This window comes from Aquirhabdus sp., assembly GCF_046462495.1.
In the GTDB taxonomy this organism is placed as follows: domain Bacteria; phylum Pseudomonadota; class Gammaproteobacteria; order Pseudomonadales; family Moraxellaceae; genus Aquirhabdus.
Genome location: NZ_JBKGVE010000010.1, coordinates 106,609 through 129,054, shown reverse-complemented (window position 1 = coordinate 129,054; position 22,446 = coordinate 106,609). Strand labels below are relative to the sequence as shown.

Below are 22,446 nucleotides of genomic sequence, written 5' to 3'. Positions count from 1 at the left end.
TTAGTTTGTTAGATATTTGCTTAATTCTTTTAGTCTTGACCCTGTTGCATCTTTTTTCTCTGCCAACCCCAACGCTACACCACCCAACAACCGATACAACTCCCCAAACTCAGGCTTCCATTGTTGAAACGCCTCTAGTTGCCTAACTACAGTCTCTACATCCCCCCGAGCTATCGGTCCTGTGAGTGCTTGAGCTGTACCCAGACTAACTATATTTTGTAGCGTTCCTTGAGCAATAGGATCAATGATAGCAAGTGCTTGTTCGCGGCTGATGCCTGCTTGCATATAGCTTTGAACACCCAGTTCCATAAGTGCGGTGAGATAATTACTTACAACGACACCAGCAGCGTGATAGTAGGTTTTTTGAGCTGGATCGATGTCGAGAATCTTTCCACCAATCTTTTCAAATGCCGGGATTAAAATCTCCAGTGCATCTCGGGTGCCTTCTGCCCCGCAAAACGTACCTGTAAAACTTAAAGTTGATGCTTTAGGATCAGCAAAACTTTTAATGGGATGGATACTGGCGATCGATGCGCCGACAGCATGGACGGCATCCAAAATCGACGAGGGCATTGCACCACTACAATGAAAAACGATATTGCCGGCACGAAGAATCTTTGATGCAAGTAGTGCAGTGCAGCTTTCCGCGATATGTTGATCAGGTGTGCCGATCAGAAAGAGATCAGCAGGACGTAAGTCGGCAAATGATTGAACCACATGCCCTGCCTGTATGAAATCAACCGCAGCAATACTGCTTTGGTGAGATTGATTCAGAATGTCTTGCACCTTAAAAACATTCTGGCGAGTCCAAAGATGGCCCAATGTTTTGCCAACATTACCGCAGCCGATGATATTCAATGTCACGGGCGGTGCTTTCATAAGTCGTGCTTCATTCATTGTCGATTACACCGGAAAGTGACGAATTTCCCATGCTTTATGAATCTTGGTATTGCGTTTGAAGTCAAAACCAATGGTCGATTGAGTAATTTCTTTGATTTCAAACATTTCAGGTAATAACTCATCTAGCTCGAAACGACGGAAGTTATTTGAGAAATAAAGTACACCATCGCTGGTTAAGCGATTCATCGCACGCTTAATGAGTGACATATGATCACGTTGAATATCAAAGGTACCAAAGAATTTTTTGGAGTTAGAGAAGGTTGGTGGATCGATAAAAATCAGATCATACATTTCACTGCCTTCTTTTAACCACTCAAAGACTTCAGCAGCAAAGAATTGATGTTGCTGGTCGGGGTGATCGACAGTAAGTCCATTCAAGGCAAAGTTGTTTTTGCCCCAGTCTAGGTAAGTATTGGAAAGGTCCACACTCGTCGTACTGGCTGCTCCCCCGAGAGCTGCGTGAACGCTGGCAGTACACGTGTAAGCGTAAAGATTGAGGAAGTGTTTACCATGTGCTTCTTGCGCAATTTTAAGGCGCATTGGGCGATGATCGAGAAACAGACCCGTATCAAGATAATCGGTGAAGTTGACGTAAAGACGTGCACGTCCTTCCTGTACGATCAAGCGTTTGCCGGTATCGCTTTTCTTCTCGTACTGTTCATTACCTTTCTGACGGGCGCGCGTTTTGATATAGACGTTTTCACGCGGTAAGTTTAAGACTTGGCGAACTGCGGCTAATGCTAAATTGAAACGTGTCTTGGCTTTTTCTGGGTCAATAATCTTAGGCGGTGCATACTCTTGTACGTGAACTTGGTCGCCGTAGAGATCAACGGCAAGATTAAATTCTGGTAGGTCAGCATCGTAGATGCGTAAGTTACTGACGCCTTCGCGGACAGCCTGTTTTTTCAGATTAGCAATATTCTTGATCAGGCGATTGACAAAATCTTGGGCCGAAGCGGATTCTTCAGGCAACTGAATATTGGGCGTTTGCCAAGCTTGTAGAAATGAAGGTTTTGCTGAAGTTGGTAAAATATCACCGATACGAATATAGATCGGTAATTTGCCGTTCATCAGACGTGTATTACTGATATTAGTCAGTTGCAAGACGTCAGCTTGTTCAATCTGTGAGGCAATAATGGCTGCAGTCTGGCTTGGTGCAAATTTCTGCAAGTTATAACCTAAACCTTGATACAGTGCACGATTACTGACTTTGTCACCTAGACGCTCACCGTATGGTGGGTTGGTGATAATAAGGGCGGTATCTGGATGTTCTGCCGTGGCTGGCTGCAAGTGAAAGTCAGGCCAATCCGCAAGTGTACGTTCTTCCAGCTTAATAAATGGCAAGCAGCGCTCGAGTCCTGCAGCAATTAAGTTGGTTCGCGTCGCTTTAACTGCTTCCCAGTCGGCATCAAAAGCATAAACAATCAGTGGATATTCATCGGCATCAACAAGTTTGGAGAGCGCCGCTTCAAAGCGATCTTGTGCTTCGAGTTTGAGTTCTTTCCAGATTTGGCCATCATGCCCAGACCATCCTGTGAAACCAAAGCGACGATTTAAGCCCGCCGCACGATCAGTTGCCATCAGCAGGGCTTCGATCACAAAGGTACCTGAACCACACATCGGATCGATTAAGGTGTTGTATTTGTTGGTATGCCAATTCGCGAGACGAAGAATGGCTGCTGCCAAGTTCTCTTTGAGCGGTGCATCGGTCATCGCATGGCGATAGCCACGGCGATGTAAGCTGTCACCGGAAAGATCCAGACTAAAGGTATGGCTACGTAAGCCAGCCAGCACGGTTAAAGTGATTTCAGCATTTTGAGTATCAACACTTGGGCGGCGACCATGACTGTCCATAAAGCTGTCTACAATCGCGTCTTTTACGCGTAGTGTCGCAAACTGACTGTTCATCTTGACGTCACGTTCAGTTTGTATACGTACGACAAATGTACTTTGTGGACTGAAGATCAAGGACCAATCGAAGTCGCGTGCTGCTTCAAAGAGCTCTTCGGCAACGTCGCGGACATCCTGACGCTCAACCTCAACGGTAAAGAGTGGCAGTAGCACACGAGAGGCAAGGCGTGACCATAGACAAATGCGATAAGCCGTTTCTAAAGTGCCTTCAATAATCACACGGCCTTGTTGAAATGGGGGCTGGTGATCCACAATCGTTGCGCCAAGTTCGACGACTTCTTCTGCGAGTAAGCGCTCTAGGCCGTCGGCGCAAGTGATATGGTAAATAGAGCGGCGTGCAGAAGCAGTCATCGGGCTTTCCAAAAAAGATATGAAACAAAATAAATAGAGCAATCACAAAGCGTATAGTTTACCTGATTTTAAGATAATTCTTGGAGTAGAATGAGTGAATCGACTTATTCAAGCCGTATAAGTGAATCAAAATTGATGGATCAATTGCCAGAGGATGTCGAAATGAGTGATGTACAGAACGTTGCAAGCGGTAAACAAGTGATGCCAATCAAAGATTATGAGCAGTTTTACAAGTTCTATCTGACGGAGCACTCCAACTCAACCAGTCGAAAATTGCATTTTGCGGGCAGCACTTTTGGTCTGATTGGTCTTGGAGTGGCAGTGAAGAAAGGTAAGCTACGTTATGCACTTATGGGAATTACCGCTGGGTATGCCTGTGCATGGGTGGGTCATTTCATTTTCGAGCGAAATAAACCAGCTTCTTTTAAACAACCGCTCTATAGCTTTATTTCGGATTTTCGTATGTACAGTGATGTGTTGCGTGGACGTATTAGTTTAAAAGGTCCAGAGTTTGATAAAAAATAATTCCAGGTCCAGTAAAGCACTTCAAGGGCTCTATCTTATTACCAACGATGATCCCTTTGAGGTGCTGTTTCCGAAGTTAGAAGAAGCTCTGCGCGCGGGTGTTGCTTTATTACAATATCGCCGCAAACAAGTTTTACCAACTGATCAAGAAAGCGAAGCGTTAGATATATTATCATTATGTAAACAATATCACGTTCCATTGATTATTAATGATAATATCGCGCTCGCTGAGAAACTGTACTGTGGCGTACACTTGGGTCAGAGTGATGGTTCGTTACTTGATGCCAGAACACGTTTGGGTACCGATGCGATCATTGGTCGTACATGTCATGCATCATTAGCATTGGCTTCACAAGCCGTCGATGATGGTGCAAGTTACTTGGCGTTTGGTGCAGTTTTTCCGTCATTGACCAAGCCTCATGCGAATCGAGTTGAGCTAGAGACTTTAAGTGCCGCAGTTGAACGTTTTACATTACCCATATGCGCCATTGGTGGTTTGACTGCCGAGAATGTTGATGAGGTGCGGTCAGCAGGTGTAAATTTATTCGCAGTGGTTGGGGATGTCTTGAATCTTCCTGTTGAAAAAATTGCAGAGCGCGTTAATGGATGGCGAGACACACTCCAAAATGTGTAATGACGCTAGAATGAAATCATTCAGCAAAGTGATGCATCCTATTTAAATCCTTGTCAGCTAATGCAATACTAGGCCACGTCTTGTGGTTTGGGCACTGAGGTTTTCAGAAAAATCAATCAGGTCATTTCCGTATGAGCGTTCTGAATACGCGTAGTTTTATCTTTGGTATAAACTGCTATCTTGCGGTGGTTATGGCGCTCTTTATTGCCTATAGCCTCAATCTATCTAACCCCATGTGGGCAGTCATTACGGTATTTATTACCAGTCAGCCTTTTGCGGGAGCCATTTTATCTAAAGCATATTACCGTGTGTTGGGCACCTTGATAGGGGCTGCGGCCGCGTTGATTATTGTTCCAAGCTTTGTCGATACGCCGATTCTTTTGATGGTCGTGATGGCATGCTGGGTAGGGTTTTGTTTATATTTATCGTTACTGGACCGTACTCCGAAAGGCTATGTCATTATGCTAGCGGGGTATACCGCTGCCTTGGTGGGTCTTCCACAGATTATTGATCCTACAGGTTTGTTTGATAATGCGCTTGCGCGTGCCGAAGAAATTACCATTGGGGTTGTATGTACAACATTGACTCATAGTTTAATTTTCCCGCGCACGGCAGAGGGAGCTGTTTTAGGAAAACTCAATGCCACACTGGCAGATGTTAAGAATTGGATGATAGCGGCGCTCTCGGCTGAACCAGAGTCTGCAGCGAGAACAGCAAGACGGCGCATCGCAATTGATTTGACTGAGTTAACCATCATCGGGACTAATTTTCGTTTTGAGATTACCGCTTCTCGACCTTACATCAATGCAATTTTAGCTCTTGAAGAGCGTCTCATTACTGTTTTGCCTTTGCTCAATGCGATAGAAGACCGACTTCAAGCCCTACGTCAAAGTGGTGAAATCCCGCCTAGAACAGAACACTTGGTCAATGAGGTGAAAGCGTGGATTACAGGTCTGGATATTAAGAATATTGCAGTCAATAAGGATTTGATTGAAAGAAGTGGCCAGAGCTCAGAGCAGCTTAAGATTGCTGCATTGATTGAAGAGTGTCACGCTATTGCGGTTATGCACGTGGTATCACCCACATGGCGAGATATTTTAGAGCTTAACTTGGTTACCCGAATTAAAGATCTCGTGGAGGCTTGGGCAGATTGTTTGGCACTCTATGCTGCAATTCTCCAGCCTTATGAAAAACCAAATCGAATCATTAAAGAAATCGTTTCTATAGACAGAAAGCGACCGTTGCATGTTGATCGTGGCCTTGCAATGTTCTCTGCTGCATCAGCGGGTATTGCCGTGCTGACATGTGCAGGTTTTGCGATGGTGTTTCAGTGGACGCAAGGTATTGCAGCTGTGGGACTAGCAGCTGTGATGTGCTGTATTTTTGCCACATTTGATAATCCAGTCATGATGCAACGAAAAATGTTTATGGCGACAATCACGACATTTCCTGTTGCGGCACTTTATGTGTTTGGGATTTTCCCGGCAATAGATAGTTTTCCTTTGATGGCCTTGTCGTTATTTCCATTGATGGTGCCGATAGGAATGTTCATCAGTAATCCACCGACATTTTTAGGTGGGCTCAGTTTTGGAATTCTGGTGGTCTCTGGTATTGGTTTTTCACCGTCACTCCATCTTGATTTTCCAAATTTTGTGATAGGTAATCTTGTAGGTATGGCTGGCGTGCTGGTTGCAATTGTGGTCACACTTTTCATTCGTGTGATTCGTGTCGATGTCAGTATCCATCGTATTTTAAAAGCGGGCTGGGAAGAGCTTGCTCAGCATGCAACTGGCAAGATTCCTAAAGAATATGTGACTTGGGCTAGTTTGATGCTGGATCGATTAGGATTACTGATCCCTCGTCTTGCCATTGCTCAAAATTCAGAAAGTCTTAAGATCGATAATGCACTGAAAGACTTACCCATAGGTTTTAATATTCTTGAGCTGAGAATTGCGGCAAAAGGGATGCCACAATCTATCCAAAATAAAATCAATATTTTGCTAAAGCAATTGGAAGGATATTTTCTGGGTATGGCAAAGAAAGGCTATGAGCCACCTAAAACAGAACTTGTTGCCGAGATCGACGCAATTATTACCGAGATACTGAATTGGCGGTCTTTGCCTTATACCAAGCCAAATACCTTTGATACCAAAGATCTGCGCCTAAATGGACTGATTGCAAGTACAGGGCTTAGGCGTAATCTTTTTCCCCATGCGGCGGCGTATCAACCCGTGGAGTATTTAGCATGATTGCAGAAGTAAATATTTTCGGAGTCTTCATCAGTACGGCTTTGTTTACTGCGGGCATCGCAGGATTATTACATGTGCTTTTTAGACGTCTATTACAACGGGTCGGTTTCTACCGTTTTGTTGCGCATCAAAATTTGTTAGATATTTCTTTATTTGTCATTCTCTGGGGTGTGATCGCATTGACGATGTCAACATTCGCAGATTTTTTTCACTCGATTTTGGGCTAATCCTCCATGAATACAAAACTTGTCCAGATGACACGGTACGCAATTACCACCATCGTTGTCGTGATTGCATTGGTTATTCTGTATTTACTTTGGCAGCACTACAAAGTCCAGCCCTGGACACGTGATGGACGTATTCGTGCCAATGTCGTGCAGATTGCCCCAGATGTTTCAGGGCTAGTGACTAAAGTTTTGGTTCGAGATAACCAAGAGGTTAAAGCTGGCGATGTTCTTTTTGTGATCGATCATGAGCGCTATCGTTTAGCAGTGGATCAGGCCAAAGCATCCCTTGAAAGTGCTCGGACTCAGCTTGATCAAGCTGAGCGGGAGGTCAAACGTAATGTATCATTAAGGGATTTGGTTTCTGCAGAGCAGAGTGAACAAAGTATTTCAAAGAGAGATCAACTCAGAGCACTCATCGCCCAAGATATGACAGCGCTAGAGAGTGCCGAGCTTAATCTGTCTAGGACTGATATTAGGGCCTCTGTGAACGGTCGTGTTACCAATCTTGAGCTTAGGCCGGGGACTTATGCGACGGCTGGGAAGGCCGTTTTAGCACTTATTGACTTGCAGTCTATTTATGTAATTGGTTACTTTGAAGAAACCAAAATCGACCATATTCAGGTTGGTGATGAGGTTCATGTCCGCCTGATGGGTTGGAACAAAGTACTCAAAGGTCATGTCGACAGTATCGCTGGCGGTATCGAGGATCGTGAACTCGGTGCAAGCAGTAATTTACTGGCAAACGTGAACCCGACGTTTAACTGGGTTCGGCTTGCACAGCGTATTCCTGTGCGGATTCTGCTGGATGAGGTGCCTGAGAGTACGCAGCTCATTTTGGGACGTACGGCATCTGTTGAGGTGATCCCAAGAGATAAATCCACTGAGTCTAAGCCAGTACAAACAACGACGACAAACACAACTCAAGTTGTACCCACATCTGAGGTTAAGCCTGTGCAAGGAGCTTCATAATGCGTCGCCTCCTGCTTTGTGCTGCGGTATCTGCTGTCCTTGCTTCTTGTACGACGGTTGGGCCAAATTACCACCGCCCTGCTGATGCCGTGATTGGTCGTACCGATGCCAATGGTGCATTTCTGGGTAGTAAAAATGCAGCATTAGCCCAATCGGCACCGCCGAGTGAATGGTGGAAGCTGTATAAAGATCCTACTTTGACTGCGTTGATTGAGCAAACGATCAAAACGAATACTGATTTAAGAGTTGCCGCGGCAAATCTTGCCAGAGCTCAGACCAATCTAGAATATGCTGACTCCAGTCGTCATCCCGAAGTATCGATGTCCGCTGGTGCAGAATATGCGCGTTTCTCTGCCGAGGAAAAACTCGTTCCAACGGAAGGCAAGGCTCTACCGAATTCGTATGTATATTCTTCCGGTATATCGGTTGCGTATCAGTTGGATTTATTTGGACAGATTTCACGTACCATTGAATCGGCCAAAGCTGATCTAGGCACAGCAGTTGCTGCACAAGACGCGACTAAAATCACTGTAATTGCCGAGACTGCTAGGGCGTACATGGATGCCTGTTCAACAGGCCATGAGATCGAAGTTGCTAACAAGGTTTTGGGCATTCAGGCAAGCAGTACAAAATTGACTCAGCGTTTATTTAATGCGGGGCGCGGTACTTCTCTGGATACCACACGCTCATCAGGTCAAGAAGATCAGATCCGGGCAAATATGCCTTTACTCTATGCTCAAAAGCGGCTTGCACTTTACCGTCTTGCCGTGCTGACAGGTCATGTTCCGGCAGATTTCTCGCAAACGGTTGCGATGTGCAAGACAGAGCCGAAGCTCAGTGTATTGTTGCCCGTAGGTGATGGCATGACACTACTCAAACGTCGCCCCGATGTCAGAAAGGCCGAATATGAGCTACATTCAGCAACTGCGAAGATTGGCATATTAACTGCAGACTTGTATCCTAAAGTTACCTTTGGTGCTTCCTTGGGTTCCGTAGGTTTAGCAAGTCATTTCTTACATGATGATACAGTGAGTTTTGGAATTGGCCCATTGATCAGTTGGCAATTTCCTGAGCGTGATCGACTTGGTGCTCGTATTCGCGGTGCTGAAGCAGAGCAACAAGCTGTGTATGCAAAATTTGATGGTGTTGTGCTCAATGCACTACGTGAAACGGAAAGTGCTTTGGAGACCTATGCGCGTGATCTAGACAGACAAGCGTATTTGAAAACAGCTTTGGATAAAGCCAGAAAGTCGGCAAAAGATTCTGAGACCTTATTCAAGTTAGGCCGTCAAAGTTATCTACCTGTCTTAGATGCCGATAGAACGTTAGCAACTGCTGAACAGTCCTTGGCAAGTGTAGAAGGGAAGATTTTATTGGATCAAGTCGCCGTGTTTTTAGCATTGGGAGGAGGGTGGGAACCTGACACACCAGCGCCAAAAGCAATTATTGTCCAAGACCCACTGTCTAAATCGATTAAGTCTGAAAGTTCGGACATCACTAAAAAATAAAGAGCGGGTTAGTATTTAACCCACTCTTTAAGTGCAGTCGGATAGTCGTTCTTTAATGGATGACTGCGGTATAAAGTGCAATCGCTGCAAATGCAGCAAATACAACTGCAGCAATCCGTTGCAGTAGATGCAGTGGTACTTTGGCTTGGATGACTTTACCCAATAGTATCGCTAGCGCGGCTACACCGACCAGCGCCAACCAGGAACCTAAGCCTACCTCTAAAGGTGCATGATACTTTGCAGTCAAGGCCACGGTTAGTAGCTGTGAGGCATCTCCCCATTCCGCAGCAAATAGCACCGTAAATGAGACTACAGTCATTTTAAACGATGATGTGGTGTCTACTGATTTGACATCGTCATCCTCTTCAACAGATGCTGAACGCCATAAGACGACCGCCCCAATTGCAAACAGTGCTGCAACAATATATGCGACGACATAGGCTGGTAATAATCGCAGCAATGAACCCGCCATGACAGCAAGCATGCATTGGACGAGAAAGGCAAGGCAAACACCGACAAATACTGGCAGTTTTCGATAGCGGGTTGATAAAATGAGTGTTGCGATTAAGGTCTTATCTGGCAGCTCTACAAGTAGCATTGTGCTAAAGCTGGAAGCGAAGGCAACCCAGTTCATGCTGTAGTTCCTTCAAAAAAATAGTTACATGTAATAGTCGTTTGGTTAAAGCAATCGGAAAATCTATTTATTTCTTAACTGAGATTTTATGGTTCACTCTATGTGTTGTCAAACCATGACGGAAAATAGAAAAGTTATTTTTCGATATTCAGGTTCATGTGCTCAATCAGAAAATCAAGAAAACACACGATGCGTGCGGACAATTGTGTATTGCGGTAATACACTGCATTGATGGGTTGACGGACTAAGATGGTTTCCTCTTTGAGTACTTGTACTAATTCACCGCGTAGCTGATCGGCTAATGTCATAAAATCTGAAATACACACCAGCCCCACGCCAGCGAGTGCAAGCTGACGTACAGTTTCTCCGCTTGATGCCCGAATGCTCGGCGTGATTTGCCAGCTATCGCCATGCATATGACGTATCGGCCACTGGTTAAGGTGTTCCGGTTGATTAAAACCAATCAGACAGTGATTGGAAAGTTCCTCAGCTGTTTGAGGGACTCCAAATTTTTCCAAATAAGCGGGGCTGGCAAGAATCGAACGCTGAGATACGGGCAAAGCACGGGCATGCAACGTTGAGTCCCGAAGCGTACCGATACGAATGGCGATATCCGTGTCCTGAGCGAGTAGATCAATCAAGATATCATCAGTATTCAGTTCAAGTTCAATTTCTGGATAAAGCTCACGAAATTCAGCAACCAAAGGCACGATCACATGCAACATAAAGGGCGTTGCCGCATTTACCCTTAGACGTCCGGCTGGCTTTTGGCGACGAATCGCAATTTGGTCTTCTGCTTCATCTACAGAAGCGAGGATGCTCCGAGCATGATTCAAGAATGCAATTCCTTCTTCAGTCAGTACTAAACGCCGAGTCGTACGATTAAGCAGGGTGGTCTCAAGTTTTTCTTCTAAACGACTTAAAGCTCGGCTAATCCCAGACACCGTTTGTCCTAGAGACTCCGCTGCAGCAGTGATAGAACCTGTGTCTACAACGGTACGAAATGCCAGTAGTTCTTCAAGAGTAGTTTTCATTGTTGACTAAAATGCAAATATGTTATGCAGATTATAGTATTTTTAGAAAAATATAATCCATAGATAATGCGTCATCACATCAAAAGGAGCATTTAAAAATGCCCATTGCCTTATTAGCGTTAACTGCAGGTGCCTTTGGTATCGGTACTACAGAATTTGTCATCATGGGTTTGCTCCTGCAAGTCTCTGCTGATCTCCATGTTTCAATTGCAGCCGCGGGTCTCTTGATTTCCGCTTATGCCCTCGGTGTTGCGATCGGTGCACCGATCCTGACGATTTTGTCGAGAAAAATGCCACGTAAAACAGTGCTTCTAGCATTAATGGTCATTTTCATTTTGGGTAATGCTGCCTGTGCAATTGCGCCGGACTTTTATAGTTTGATGGCGGCTCGCGTATTGACATCATTGACGCATGGTACTTTCTTTGGTGTGGCATCAGTGGTTGCGACGACTTTGGTTCCCGCTGATCGCAAAGCCTCGGCTATTGCCATCATGTTCACAGGTCTGACTGCTGCGACCCTGTTAGGGGTACCTGCTGGTGCATGGTTAGGTTTGCACTATGGCTGGCGTGCAACGTTTTGGGCCGTGGCGTTGATTGGTGTGCTCGCCATATTGATCATTGCGATTTTTGTTCCTAAAGATGGCGAGCGTGAAGAACTGGGTTCGTTACGTGATGAGTTGACTGTTTTACATCGCCCACAAGTTTGGCTAGGCCTCTTGATGACCGTATTTGGATTTGGTGGTGTGTTTGCACTGTATACCTATATCCAGCCTATTCTGACCAAAATCACAGGTTTCTCCGATGCTGCTGTATCGCCAATCTTGCTGGTATTTGGTGGTGGCATGATCATTGGGAATCTGATCGGTGGCAAACTCGCAGATCGTCGTTTGATGCCTACATTACTGGGTTCACTTGTATTCTTGGCTGTAGTTTTGGGCTTTATGACTTTTGCAATTCACGATCAGATTGCTGCCGTTTTATTTGTGGGATTACTGGGTATCGCTGCTTTTGCAACAGTGGCACCCCTTCAAATGCGCGTACTAGAGAAAGCCCATGGTGAAGGTCAAAACCTCGCTTCAAGTTTAAATATTGCAGCATTTAACTTAGGTAATGCGATGGGGGCATGGGTTGGTGGTTTGGTCATCACCCATCAATTAGGACTCAATGCTGTGCCTTGGGTGGCAGCACTTCTCACTGTCTTCGGCTTTATCGTTGCCGTATGGAGTCTCTTACTCGATAAACGTCCTGTAAAGACACATGTCAGTATTTAATGTCTCTCTTCACAATCGTCTTAGCTTTTTAAAGTGACATGAGCTGAGACAATCTATTCAAATTTGATATCCGCTTCAACATTTAATGTAAAAGGAAAATATGATGAAAATGCCCGTAATAGGTTTAGGAACTTTTCGTTTAAAAAATCAAGTGGTGATTGACTCGGTCACCAATGGTCTAGATGTTGGATACCGTCATATCGACACTGCCCAGATTTATGGCAATGAAGCAGAAGTCGGTCAGGCGATTGCAACAAGTGGTATTGCACGTAACGACCTGTATATCACCACTAAAATTTGGACTGAAAATCTGAGCCGTGACAAGCTCATTCCAAGCCTAAAAGAAAGCCTAACTAAACTTAAAATAGATCAACTTGATTTGACGCTGATTCATTGGCCATCACCAAATGATGCACTTCCTGTTGCGGAGTATGTTGCTGCATTAGCAGAAGCCAAGGCGCAAGGTCTGACGAAAGAGATCGGTGTTTCTAACTTTACGATCAGTCAGATGCAACAAGCGATTGATACGGTCGGAGCAAGTGAAATTGCTACCAATCAGATTGAACTTCATCCATTCCTGCAAAATCATAAAGTCGTTGAATTTGCGCGTCAGCATGGTATTCATATCACGGCATATATGCCTTTGGCCTATGGCACAGTGATGGAAGATGCGGTACTGAAGCAGATTGCAGCGACTTATGGGGTGACACCGGCACAAGTGTCATTGGCGTGGTTACTTCAGCAAGGTTTTACTGTCATTCCATCATCGACCAAGCGTGAGAATCTGATCAGTAATTTGAAAGCCGATCAGATCAAATTGAGTGAAGAGCAAATGCAGGTGATTGCTGCGCTTGATCGTGGTGAGCGATTAGTGAATCCTGACTTTGCGCCAAAGTGGGATTGAAGGTAATATCTACTAAGCCAATGAATGTTGTTCATTGGCTTAACGTTCAGTGATTTATAATAAATACATAGCCATCTTATTGTTCAGTTCCCGTGAATTATTCACATCACCCATCCTCCACACGTTAAACTATCGTATCTTTTTATCTTCATCCTTAAGTCCAAAAGCTATGACCAATTTGACCGATGCTACCAGTAATCAATCTCTCTTTAATGCAGCCAGTGTCCATATCCCTGGTGGTGTGAATTCACCCGTTCGCGCTTTTAAGGGCGTCGGTGGCACGCCTGTATTTGTACAAAAAGCGAGTGGTGCATATTTGTTTGATGCCCAAGGCAAACGCTATATTGATTATGTTGGCTCATGGGGGCCGATGATTTTGGGTCATGCACATCCGGATATTGTTCAAGCTGTGATTGCAGCCGCAGCAGATGGCTTAAGTTTTGGCGCACCAACGCCAAGTGAAACCACAGTTGCTGATTTGATCTGCGAAATCATGCCATCGATGGATATGGTGCGGATGACCAGTTCTGGTACAGAAGCGTGTATGAGCGCCATTCGCCTCGCGCGTGGCTATACCGGTCGCGATAAGATCATCAAGTTTGAAGGTTGCTATCACGGCCATGCAGATTCATTACTGGTGAAAGCAGGTTCGGGTATGCTGACACTGGGTGTGCCGACTTCACTGGGTGTGCCTAAAGATTTAGCACAACATACCCTGACACTGCCTTTCAATGATATTGAAGCCGTTAAAGCCTGCTTTAAAGAATATGGTGATCAGATTGCCTGTGTAATCGTTGAGCCAGTAGCCGGCAATATGAATTTGGTACTACCGATAAAAGGCTTTCTACAAACTTTACGTGATGAATGTACCCTAGCTGGTTCGGTATTGATTTTTGATGAAGTGATGACTGGTTTCCGTGTGGCGCTCGGTGGTGCTCAAGCACATTACGGTATTACGCCTGATCTAACGACATTGGGTAAGATCATAGGTGCAGGTTTACCAGTCGGTGCTTTTGGTGGTAAAAGTGAAATCATGCATTGTATTGCGCCATTGGGCGGGGTGTATCAAGCTGGGACACTGTCTGGTAATCCGCTGGCGATGCGTGCAGGCATTGCGATGCTTAAATTGATCCGTGCCGAAGGATTCTATGATCAATTATCAATGAAACTTTCTTTCCTCCTGAATGGTCTTAAAGCGATAGCTGATGATGTTGGTATTCCATTGCAAGTCCAGCAAGCAGGCGGCATGTTTGGGATTTACTTTACGGACTCTAAAGATCTATCTAGCTATGAAGCCATGACGCATTGCGATGTCGCAGCATTTCGCGAGTTCTTCCATGGTATGTTGAAGCGTGGTGTTTATCTTGCACCTTCAGCATTTGAAGCAGGCTTTATTTCAAGTAGTCATAGTCAGGCTGATTTAGAGGAAACTTTAGTGGCGGCACAAGAAACATTGACTGAAATGAAAGCGGGCGTGAAGCAGTTGGTTGAAAGTCCTTAATTTGATTCAATATAAAATCAAGAAGATGGGATAAGGAATTATCGTCATGAGTAATGAACTTCAAGTCATTGATTTGCTCGTAGGTGAGGGAAAGGCGTGTGTCAAAGGTGCGCTGATTACGACTCAATATACGGGTCAATTAGAAGATGGCACTGTGTTTGATTCATCGTATGATCGCGGTCAGCCCTTTCAGTGTGTGATTGGTACGCGACGTGTCATTCAAGGCTGGGATCAGGGTTTGATGGGGATGAAAGTTGGCGGTAAGCGCAAACTTTTAGTGCCTGCACATTTTGGGTATGGTGAGCGTCAAATGGGAAAAATACCGCCCAACTCCAATCTGATCTTTGAAATTGAATTGCTTGAAGTATTAACGAGAGATGATTGAAATATGGATAGGGTGCGCCAGATCAAATGCTAGCGCACCCTTTTTTAATTTAGTACGCACCCATAAAATCACGTTTGCCGATCTCAACGCCATTGTGACGCAATATTGCATAGGCGGTTGTCACATGGAAAAAGAACTGCGGCAAACCATAGTTCAGAAGATAAGTTTCACCATTCAGTTTCTTTTCTTTTGGTGTACCTGGACGCAGGACAATTTCCAAAGACTCTTTTCCATCGATCTGTGCCGCAGTAATGCCTTCAAGAATTTTCAAGGTATTATCAATGCGTGTTTGCAGCTCAGCAAAAGTTTGTTCGCTATCTTCGTATGCGGGCACTTCTATACCCGCTAAGCGAGAGGGAACACTCTTTGCAAAGTCAGCAGCAATTTGAACCTGACGCACCAGAGGGAACATGTCCGGATACAAGCGCGATTGCAGCAGTACGTTAGGATCAATCTTTTTGTCTGTCGCATATGTTTCTGCGATGGTGAGGACATTTTTTAAAGCGGTCAGTAGTTGTTTAAAAACAGGTACAGAAGCAGTATAAAGCGTTGTCATAAAACATCCTTAAATATGAAATCATCAAGCACAAGCGATTTTCACGAAAAAAGCTCGCTATAAAATAGCGAGCTTAGTGTTATTTACATCTATCGAATCATTACAGCCCATGTTGCTAGAATAGCATCAATGGGCAAATTGAACACCTGCATTCGGCATCGCTTCGTCTACAAACTCATCAGCGTGTTCAGGGGTAGGCAGTTGTGACAACTCGGTTTGTTTGACCACAGGGAGCGCAGTGATTGCTGCAATCCGTGCAGAAACCAAGGCCTCTCCAATGCTTAACCCTTTTAGGTTTTCAGGTAAATCCGCAGCCCGGATTTTTCGCACGGCCACGACTGCAGCCCGCAAATAATCGGCTTGCGGATAATCTCGAGTTTCTAAACCTAAACGACCTCGTGCATCGCATAAACAGGATTGAATGTATTCTTCAACACGTTCAGGTTTGCGTAGTACATCAATGCGCTGTAATAAACGCCATACAGTACCAGGTCTTAAATCAAGTACGCGGTGACACATCAAATGTTCACGGCAAACAATCTCCGCAAGATCGCGGTAACTGCTTGGCACTTTAAGACGACTACAAACTTCACGGACGGGCACAAGTCCTCGTTCTTCATGCTGTACATGACGTGGCCATTCTTCTGATGGTGTGAGTGCTTTTCCCAAGTCGTGCAAAAGTGTCGCAAAGCGGACTTGAGTGGAGTAACCATACTCACAGGCACGCTGCAGCGCCATCATGGTATGGACACCCGTATCAATTTCCGGATGATGCTGTGGTCGTTGCGGAACTCCATATAAGGCATCGACTTCTGGAAGCAATACCGCAAGGGCGCCGCATTTACGAAGGATTTCAAAATAAACTTCTGCGTGATCTTCGCCGAGCGCACGCTCTGTTTCTTTCCAAACTCGCTCGGGAGTTAATGCGGATAGTTCACCGCTATCTGCAAGCTTACGCATCAGCGCAATGGTCTCATCTGCAACGGTAAAGCCCAGCCCAGCGTAACGTGCAGCAAAGCGTGCAACACGAAGGACTCGAAGAGGGTCTTCTACAAATGCTTCAGAGACATGGCGCAATACGCGTGCCTCAAGATCAGCTTGACCATTAAAGGGATCAAACACAGTGCCGTCTTCAGACTGAGCCATGGCATTGATGGTTAAGTCTCGACGGATTAAATCTTCTTCTAGGGTAAGATCGGGTGAGGTATAAAAGGTGAAACCACCATAGCCTTGACCAGATTTACGTTCGGTACGCGCGAGCGCATACTCTTCATGTGTTTTGGGGTGTAAAAACACGGGAAAGTCAGAACCTACAGGTTTAAAACCAAGCTCGACCATTTGCTCAGGAGTACTGCCGACCACCACATAATCGCGTTCTGTTACAGGGCGACCCAACATTGCATCCCGTACCGCACCTCCAACCAAATAAATGTTCATGGGAAATAGCCTCTTTATGCCATGAGCATGGTGCAGAATTAACTTATTAACAAGTAAAAAAAGGTATCATTTGGTTATTAATTTAACGCTTAGATGTTAGGCTTTAAATTTGAATACAAATTGCTTGTCGAGTTTAGCTAGACAAGTTTGCTTAAATTAGTGCAAGATTTATAACCCACTAAAATAGCCAATTATTTTATTCATCAATAAGATACTGTTGAAGCATCGTTCTATTGGCAGTATCTATTGCGGCTTATGTTATTCGTTATTGAAGGAAGATTATGCAAACTGAACCAAGTAGTCCTGAAATCAGTAGCATCAGTGAACAAGAGAAGCCTTTTGAGCCTCATTATCCGTATGAGGAAGTGGCAAACTCAGTGAGCCATGGCCTCGGTATGTTAGCTGCGATTGTGGCAAGCGTATTTATGCTAATGAAAGCAACGGCGCCGACTGCCCACTTATCTGATGGACAAGTGGCTGGGGTTGCTGTGTATGGCGCGAGTATGATTTTGTTATTTTTATCTTCGACGCTTTATCATAGCGCAGTTGATCCAGCGAGAAAGGCGATGTTTAACCGCTTAGATCACTGTGCAATCTATTTGTTGATCGCGGGCAGTTACACTCCGTTTTTAATGATTACCTTAAAAACGACATTGGCTGATGTACTGCTGATCATCATCTGGGCACTTGCTGTAGCGGGAATTGCGTTTAAGATTTTCTTTATTGATAAGTTCCCTAGAACATCCCTTGCAACTTATTTGATGATGGGTTGGCTCTCAATCATTGCGATTTATCAACTATATCAAGTTGCACAAATGCCATTGGTTTATTTATTGATAGCAGGTGGAGTAAGTTATAGCGTCGGGACGATTTTTTATGCCATTAACAAGATTCCCTATAATCATGCGATCTGGCATATTTTTGTACTCGTTGGCGCGGCCCTGCATTGTCTTGCGATCTGGCAGTTCGTGATTCCTTAAAATTAGACGTTCAGTATCAAAAAGCCATCATACTCTTCAAAGCATGATGGCTTTTTTTATACATAAATTTAGATGAGAGATTAGCTAACTTTTAGAGAGCTTCGACCATGAAGAATTAGCTTAATCTTAGTGATATTGACTTGGGTAAGCATCACACCGAGTAAGGTCAACATGCCACCAATCAAATGGTACCAATGCAATTGTTCATTTAAGAACACAGCAGCAATCAATGCAGTGAATACAGGGATCAGGTTCATGAAAATGCTGGTACGGCTTGGTCCTAGGTGATGAATGGCGCGGGCCCATAAGAATGGTGCGAGCAATGATGCAAAGATACCAGCATAAAGTACCAACGAAATATTATGGATATTCAATGCTGAGCCACCGCCCATGAATAAGACTACAGGCAGTTGCACCAGAACAGCGACGCAAATTTGGATGTAAAGAATTGACCAGAGGTCAATAGGCAGACGCCAAAGTCTGAGTAATACGCTATATATTGCGAACAGTAAACAGCCGATCACCATCAAGCCATCACCCAGATGTACACCCTGACGGATCAAGCTAGACGGGTCACCATGGCCGAGCAACATGCCCAAACCATATAGTGATAGCGCACCACCGATGATAATAAACAGAGTAGGTCGTTCACGGAGTACGATCATCCCCACGATCATGGTGAAGAGCGGTAGAAAAGCATTAATAATGCCCATATTCGTTGCGGTTGTCGTTTGTGCCGCAATATAGGCCATGCCTTGATACAAGACCATACCCAGTAAACCCAGCACTGCAAGCTTCCCAAGATGAGGACGGATGATATGGCGTGTGCGCCATACTTTAGGCAACATGATGGGTGTCAAAATTAAAGCAGCCACAAACCAACGATAAAAGCTGATCGCCATTGGTTCGATGACATCAGCAGCCATGCGCGTCACGATGATATTAATCGACCAAATGGCGACGGTAATAATCGGGAGTGCAATGTATTTTAGCGGCACTGACGGGGTTGCTGAAGCTGACATAATGATCTGCTCTGAAGCTTGTGGTGGGGATTGCATAATCATAGATTTTGTCTTTATTTAATGATATAGTTTTTTTCAGACATTTGGTTGTCGTATTCAGACATCGTTTAGACCGCATGGAAAAAATATCAATTTAGTAAGCAATAACAAGGTTTGTGGTGTGTTTTTAGTTGTGCTAATACCAACCCATCGATCGAGTAAATTATGCAAATAGATGACCTACAAGCGAGACTTTCTCCGGAATTACCATACCCGATTGCGTGTCATGTGCGGCGCTATGAGGCTGGCATTGCAATTTCTGAGCATCAGTCACCCTGGGGGGAGTTATCCTTTGCACTGAATGGTGTAATGGAATACATGATTGAAGGGCAGCCCTATTTGTCTCCTCCACAATACGGTTTATGGATTCCCCCTGATATTCCACATAAATGGACCAATCGTAGCGAAGTTCACTATGTGACGCTTTATCTTGCCAAAGATATTTGTGCAAATATCTCAGCAAAGCCATGTACTGCAACCCTGAGTGCTTTATTCCGTGCGATCGTGAATGATTTTTCGATGCGAGATGTGATCTATCCGGAAACTCAAGAAGACTTGAGATTGGCTCAAGTCCTTATCGATCAATTACGACTGGCGCCTACTTATTCAAGCTATTTACCATGGACAGGAGATGCCGCACTTGCATCTTTACTCAGTCAGCTCCAACAAAATCCCGGTGACAAACATAGTGCATCCTATTGGGCCGAAAAGTTTGGCATGACTGAACGCACCCTATTACGGCATTGCCAAAAGCTACTTGGGGTTTCGTTCAATGAGTGGCGACAACGTTTGAAGTTGGTCAGTGCCATGTCTTTGCTGGATGAAGGTTGGTCGGTGCAACATATCTCGGCTGAACTCGGGTATAGCACTCCCTCGGCATTTATCAGCATGTTTCAACGGCTAACAGGGATGTCACCTGAACGAATGCGTAAAACAGGTTATATGGAAATTCGTCAGCCTTAAATTTCTCAGATATTGTGATTTTCAGCTACGCTGACTTAAAGCTTTGCCAAAAGGATAACAAAGCTATTTCACATCAAAGCTTACTTCCAGTACACTCGCTGATATGATGCTTCAATCACAATGGACGATGTAGTGCAATTACCTTATCAGCAACCGAACCAACTTCCTTATAGTTTTGCTAAACGTCACGGCGTTTTACTTAAATTTGACGGTCAGCATACGACGATTGTATTACGTCAAAACGCGCCATTGCCTGCGTTGAATGAAGCACGGCGTATGGTTGGTGCGCCATCAACCTATCAGACCGTTACCGATGATGAGTTTACCCGTTTATTAGCGGGTTCCTATTCTCGCGATAGTGGACAGTCACAAGAAGTCGCTGCTGGTCTTGAAGATCACCATGATTTATTGAGCCTTGCGGATCAGGTTCCTGAGGCTGAAGACTTGATGGATCAAGAAGATGATGCACCGATCATCCGCCTGATTAATGCTTTGCTTTCCGAAGCGATCCGTTTAAATGCTTCGGATATTCATATTGAATCATTTGAGAAAAAACTGTCTGTGCGTTTGCGCGTAGATGGGCAATTGCGTGAGATTGTTCAACCACGTCGTGAACTTGCTCCTTTACTTGTTTCTCGTATTAAAGTCATGGCCCGTCTCGATATTGCTGAGAAACGCATCCCACAAGATGGTCGTATTTCTTTGCGGCTGGCTGGGCGTGAGGTTGATGTCCGCGTGTCAACATTGCCTTCCAGTCATGGTGAACGTGTTGTGATGCGTCTGCTGGATAAGCAAGCAGGGCGCTTAAACATGTCTCACTTAGGGCTTATGGATGATGATTACAAACGACTGACTCAACTGATTCATCGACCTCATGGCATCATTTTGGTCACAGGCCCGACTGGTTCGGGGAAAACAACAACCCTGTATGCTGCACTGTCTGATTTGAATGACCATACGCGTAATATTTTGACAGCCGAAGATCCTATCGAATATCAACTGGAAGGGATAGGCCAGACGCAGGTGAATACCAAAGTTGATATGACCTTTGCCCGTAGTTTACGTGCGATGCTACGTCAAGATCCAGATGTGGTGATGGTGGGTGAGATTCGAGATTTAGAAACGGCTGAAATAGCAGTTCAAGCATCGCTGACAGGGCATTTGGTCTTGTCCACACTACACACCAATACCGCAATTGGTGCAGTAACCCGTCTTAAAGATATGGGGATAGAACCTTTTCTACTCTCTAGCTCATTGATTGGGGTGGTCGCACAGCGACTCGTACGTACCTTATGCCCACATTGTCATTCATGGCGTGAAGCAGATGATTATGAAGAGGCTTTATTTACGCTCGTGAAGCATGAGCATCCACTCAAACTTCCAATTGCTGTCGGTTGTGAAAAGTGCAATGAATCAGGTTTTTCTGGTCGTACGGCAATTTATGAGGTGGTGCCTGTGGATGATGCCATGCGTCGCTTGATCCATAGTGAAGTGGCCGAGCATGAGCTCGAAGAACTGGCTCGAACGATTGCTCCTTCTATTCGTCAAGACGGTTTACAGAAAGTGCTTTTAGGTAAAACGACGATTGAGGAAGTATTGAGAGCCACCCGTGCCGAGTAAGTCATGCCAGATGTGATTATTCGTAAAGCCCAATTGGATGACGCTGCAATATTAGTGGAGTTATCTCGTCAATTGGGTTACCCCGCTACAGTTGCTGAAATCTTAAAACGACTTGAAACGATTCTCAGCCAATTTGATCAGCAGGTCTTAATTGCTGAGATTTATGGTCGGGTTGTGGGCTGGGTGCATACTTTTACTGCATATCGTGTCGAGTCGTCGCCATTTGCTGAAATCGGAGGTTTGGTCGTTGACCAAAGTTTCCGAGGTAAAGGCATCGGGCTTGAGCTCGTCTCACAATCCAGACAATGGGCACGCGATCAAGGTTTAGGACAAATTCGAGTGCGCTCCAATGTGACACGAGAGGCTGCACATCGTTTCTATCAGCGTATTGGATTCGAACAATCAAAGACGTCTATCGTCTTTTCTATGCAGATTTAACGACAGAGAATCGGGTGATGGCGATATCTTCAGCAGAAGTGGTAGTGCAACAACAGCTAGACGCGTATAACGCCAAGAATGTAGCAGCCTGGCTTGCAACTTATGCATTGACTGCTGAGCAGTTTACGTTGCATGGAGAGCGTTTTGCATTTGGACATGAGGAAATGCGAGCCCGTATCGTAGTTCGTTTTTCTGAGCCAGATCTTTATGCGGAGTTACTTCAACGTATCGTTATGGGGAATATTGTCATTGACTATGAATGCATTACTCGTAATTTTCCTGAAGGGAAGGGAACGCTTGAAATGATGTGTATTTATGAGGTGACTGATGGGCTCATTCAAAAAGCTTCTTTTGCAATAGGTTCTCAGAAGCTTTTGAAGTGAATGTA

Annotated in this window: 21 protein-coding genes and 1 pseudogene; 15 read left to right on the top strand and 7 right to left on the bottom strand. The window is 44.8% G+C overall.

Going from position 1 to position 22,446, the window contains the following annotated elements; genetic code table 11:
- Both ACLHG7_RS12635 and rlmKL read right to left on the bottom strand, forming a co-directional pair.
- Positions 1–879 carry a Rossmann-like and DUF2520 domain-containing protein gene (locus ACLHG7_RS12635; protein ID WP_410211360.1) on the bottom strand — a complete coding sequence of 293 codons (879 nt, stop codon included), beginning with the start codon at positions 877–879 and terminating at the stop codon, positions 1–3.
- Positions 880–903: 24 nt separating this feature from the next.
- Entirely contained in the window at positions 904–3,162 is a 2,259-nt protein-coding gene (gene rlmKL / locus ACLHG7_RS12630) for a bifunctional 23S rRNA (guanine(2069)-N(7))-methyltransferase RlmK/23S rRNA (guanine(2445)-N(2))-methyltransferase RlmL (RefSeq protein ID WP_410211359.1), read from the bottom strand.
- Positions 3,163–3,324: 162 nt separating this feature from the next.
- Here rlmKL and ACLHG7_RS12625 point away from each other — a divergent pair, with 162 nt between their 5' ends.
- The 6 genes from ACLHG7_RS12625 to ACLHG7_RS12600 all read left to right on the top strand — a co-directional run bounded on the left by ACLHG7_RS12625 (position 3,325) and on the right by ACLHG7_RS12600 (position 9,274).
- Positions 3,325–3,687 carry an Mpo1-like protein gene (locus ACLHG7_RS12625; RefSeq protein ID WP_410211618.1) on the top strand — a complete coding sequence of 121 codons (363 nt, stop codon included), beginning with the start codon at positions 3,325–3,327 and terminating at the stop codon, positions 3,685–3,687.
- Entirely contained in the window at positions 3,674–4,321 is a 648-nt protein-coding gene (thiE, locus tag ACLHG7_RS12620; RefSeq protein ID WP_410211358.1) for a thiamine phosphate synthase, read from the top strand. The genes ACLHG7_RS12625 and thiE overlap by 14 nt, the downstream gene beginning before the upstream one ends.
- A gap of 131 nt (positions 4,322–4,452) precedes the next feature.
- A complete protein-coding gene (locus ACLHG7_RS12615; RefSeq protein ID WP_410211357.1) occupies positions 4,453–6,570 on the top strand; it encodes an FUSC family protein in 2,118 nt (705 codons plus the stop codon).
- Positions 6,567–6,797 carry a DUF1656 domain-containing protein gene (locus ACLHG7_RS12610; RefSeq protein ID WP_114898577.1) on the top strand — a complete coding sequence of 77 codons (231 nt, stop codon included), beginning with the start codon at positions 6,567–6,569 and terminating at the stop codon, positions 6,795–6,797. Before ACLHG7_RS12615 ends, ACLHG7_RS12610 begins: the two co-directional genes overlap by 4 nt.
- A gap of 6 nt (positions 6,798–6,803) precedes the next feature.
- Positions 6,804–7,766 carry an efflux RND transporter periplasmic adaptor subunit gene (locus ACLHG7_RS12605; RefSeq protein ID WP_410211356.1) on the top strand — a complete coding sequence of 321 codons (963 nt, stop codon included), beginning with the start codon at positions 6,804–6,806 and terminating at the stop codon, positions 7,764–7,766.
- A complete protein-coding gene (locus ACLHG7_RS12600; protein ID WP_410211355.1) occupies positions 7,766–9,274 on the top strand; it encodes an efflux transporter outer membrane subunit in 1,509 nt (502 codons plus the stop codon). Before ACLHG7_RS12605 ends, ACLHG7_RS12600 begins: the two co-directional genes overlap by 1 nt.
- Positions 9,275–9,326: 52 nt before the next feature.
- Here ACLHG7_RS12600 and ACLHG7_RS12595 read toward each other — a convergent pair whose 3' ends face one another.
- A complete protein-coding gene (locus ACLHG7_RS12595; RefSeq protein WP_410211354.1) occupies positions 9,327–9,908 on the bottom strand; it encodes a TMEM165/GDT1 family protein in 582 nt (193 codons plus the stop codon).
- 134 nt (positions 9,909–10,042) lie between these two features.
- The gene (locus tag ACLHG7_RS12590; RefSeq protein WP_410211353.1) at positions 10,043–10,942 is read right to left on the bottom strand and encodes a LysR substrate-binding domain-containing protein; all 900 of its coding nucleotides are present in this window, start codon (positions 10,940–10,942) and stop codon (positions 10,043–10,045) included.
- A gap of 98 nt (positions 10,943–11,040) precedes the next feature.
- Between ACLHG7_RS12590 and ACLHG7_RS12585 the strand changes: the two genes are divergently transcribed.
- The 4 genes from ACLHG7_RS12585 (at position 11,041) to ACLHG7_RS12570 (ending at position 15,003) form a co-directional block, all read left to right on the top strand.
- On the top strand, positions 11,041–12,213 hold the full coding sequence (locus tag ACLHG7_RS12585) for an MFS transporter (RefSeq protein WP_410211352.1): 1,173 nt from the start codon (positions 11,041–11,043) through the stop codon (positions 12,211–12,213).
- Between the two features lie 103 nt (positions 12,214–12,316).
- Positions 12,317–13,117: a 2,5-didehydrogluconate reductase DkgB gene (gene dkgB, locus ACLHG7_RS12580; protein WP_410211351.1), complete on the top strand. Its 801-nt coding sequence runs from the start codon at positions 12,317–12,319 to the stop codon at positions 13,115–13,117.
- Positions 13,118–13,286: 169 nt separating this feature from the next.
- On the top strand, positions 13,287–14,618 hold the full coding sequence (gene hemL, locus ACLHG7_RS12575) for a glutamate-1-semialdehyde 2,1-aminomutase (RefSeq protein ID WP_410211350.1): 1,332 nt from the start codon (positions 13,287–13,289) through the stop codon (positions 14,616–14,618).
- Positions 14,619–14,664: 46 nt separating this feature from the next.
- Positions 14,665–15,003, top strand: a complete 339-nt coding sequence (locus ACLHG7_RS12570; RefSeq protein WP_410211349.1) for an FKBP-type peptidyl-prolyl cis-trans isomerase — start codon at positions 14,665–14,667, stop codon at positions 15,001–15,003.
- A 49-nt stretch (positions 15,004–15,052) separates the two neighbouring features.
- Here the strand turns inward: ACLHG7_RS12570 and ACLHG7_RS12565 are convergent, their stop codons facing one another.
- Positions 15,053–15,559, bottom strand: coding sequence for a DUF1993 family protein (locus tag ACLHG7_RS12565; protein WP_410211348.1), 507 nt, complete (start codon positions 15,557–15,559; stop codon positions 15,053–15,055).
- A 231-nt stretch (positions 15,560–15,790) separates the two neighbouring features.
- Positions 15,791–16,996 (bottom strand): annotated as a pseudogene (locus ACLHG7_RS12560) (multifunctional CCA addition/repair protein); the annotation flags it as partial.
- Positions 16,997–17,277: 281 nt separating this feature from the next.
- On the opposite strand from ACLHG7_RS12560, the gene trhA reads away from it, so the two are divergent.
- Complete coding sequence (trhA, locus tag ACLHG7_RS12555) at positions 17,278–17,976, top strand: PAQR family membrane homeostasis protein TrhA (protein ID WP_410211347.1); 699 nt, start codon at positions 17,278–17,280, stop codon at positions 17,974–17,976.
- Positions 17,977–18,056: 80 nt separating this feature from the next.
- Here trhA and ACLHG7_RS12550 read toward each other — a convergent pair whose 3' ends face one another.
- Positions 18,057–18,998 carry a DMT family transporter gene (locus tag ACLHG7_RS12550; protein WP_410211346.1) on the bottom strand — a complete coding sequence of 314 codons (942 nt, stop codon included), beginning with the start codon at positions 18,996–18,998 and terminating at the stop codon, positions 18,057–18,059.
- Positions 18,999–19,202: 204 nt separating this feature from the next.
- Between ACLHG7_RS12550 and ACLHG7_RS12545 the strand changes: the two genes are divergently transcribed.
- The 4 genes from ACLHG7_RS12545 to ACLHG7_RS12530 all read left to right on the top strand — a co-directional run bounded on the left by ACLHG7_RS12545 (position 19,203) and on the right by ACLHG7_RS12530 (position 22,441).
- The gene (locus ACLHG7_RS12545) at positions 19,203–20,000 is read left to right on the top strand and encodes an AraC family transcriptional regulator (protein WP_410211345.1); all 798 of its coding nucleotides are present in this window, start codon (positions 19,203–19,205) and stop codon (positions 19,998–20,000) included.
- Between the two features lie 132 nt (positions 20,001–20,132).
- Entirely contained in the window at positions 20,133–21,620 is a 1,488-nt protein-coding gene (gspE, locus tag ACLHG7_RS12540) for a type II secretion system ATPase GspE (RefSeq protein ID WP_410211344.1), read from the top strand.
- Between the two features lie 3 nt (positions 21,621–21,623).
- Entirely contained in the window at positions 21,624–22,058 is a 435-nt protein-coding gene (locus ACLHG7_RS12535) for a GNAT family N-acetyltransferase (RefSeq protein ID WP_410211343.1), read from the top strand.
- Positions 22,059–22,075: 17 nt separating this feature from the next.
- On the top strand, positions 22,076–22,441 hold the full coding sequence (locus ACLHG7_RS12530) for a nuclear transport factor 2 family protein (RefSeq protein WP_410211342.1): 366 nt from the start codon (positions 22,076–22,078) through the stop codon (positions 22,439–22,441).
- Positions 22,442–22,446: the final 5 nt, after the last annotated feature.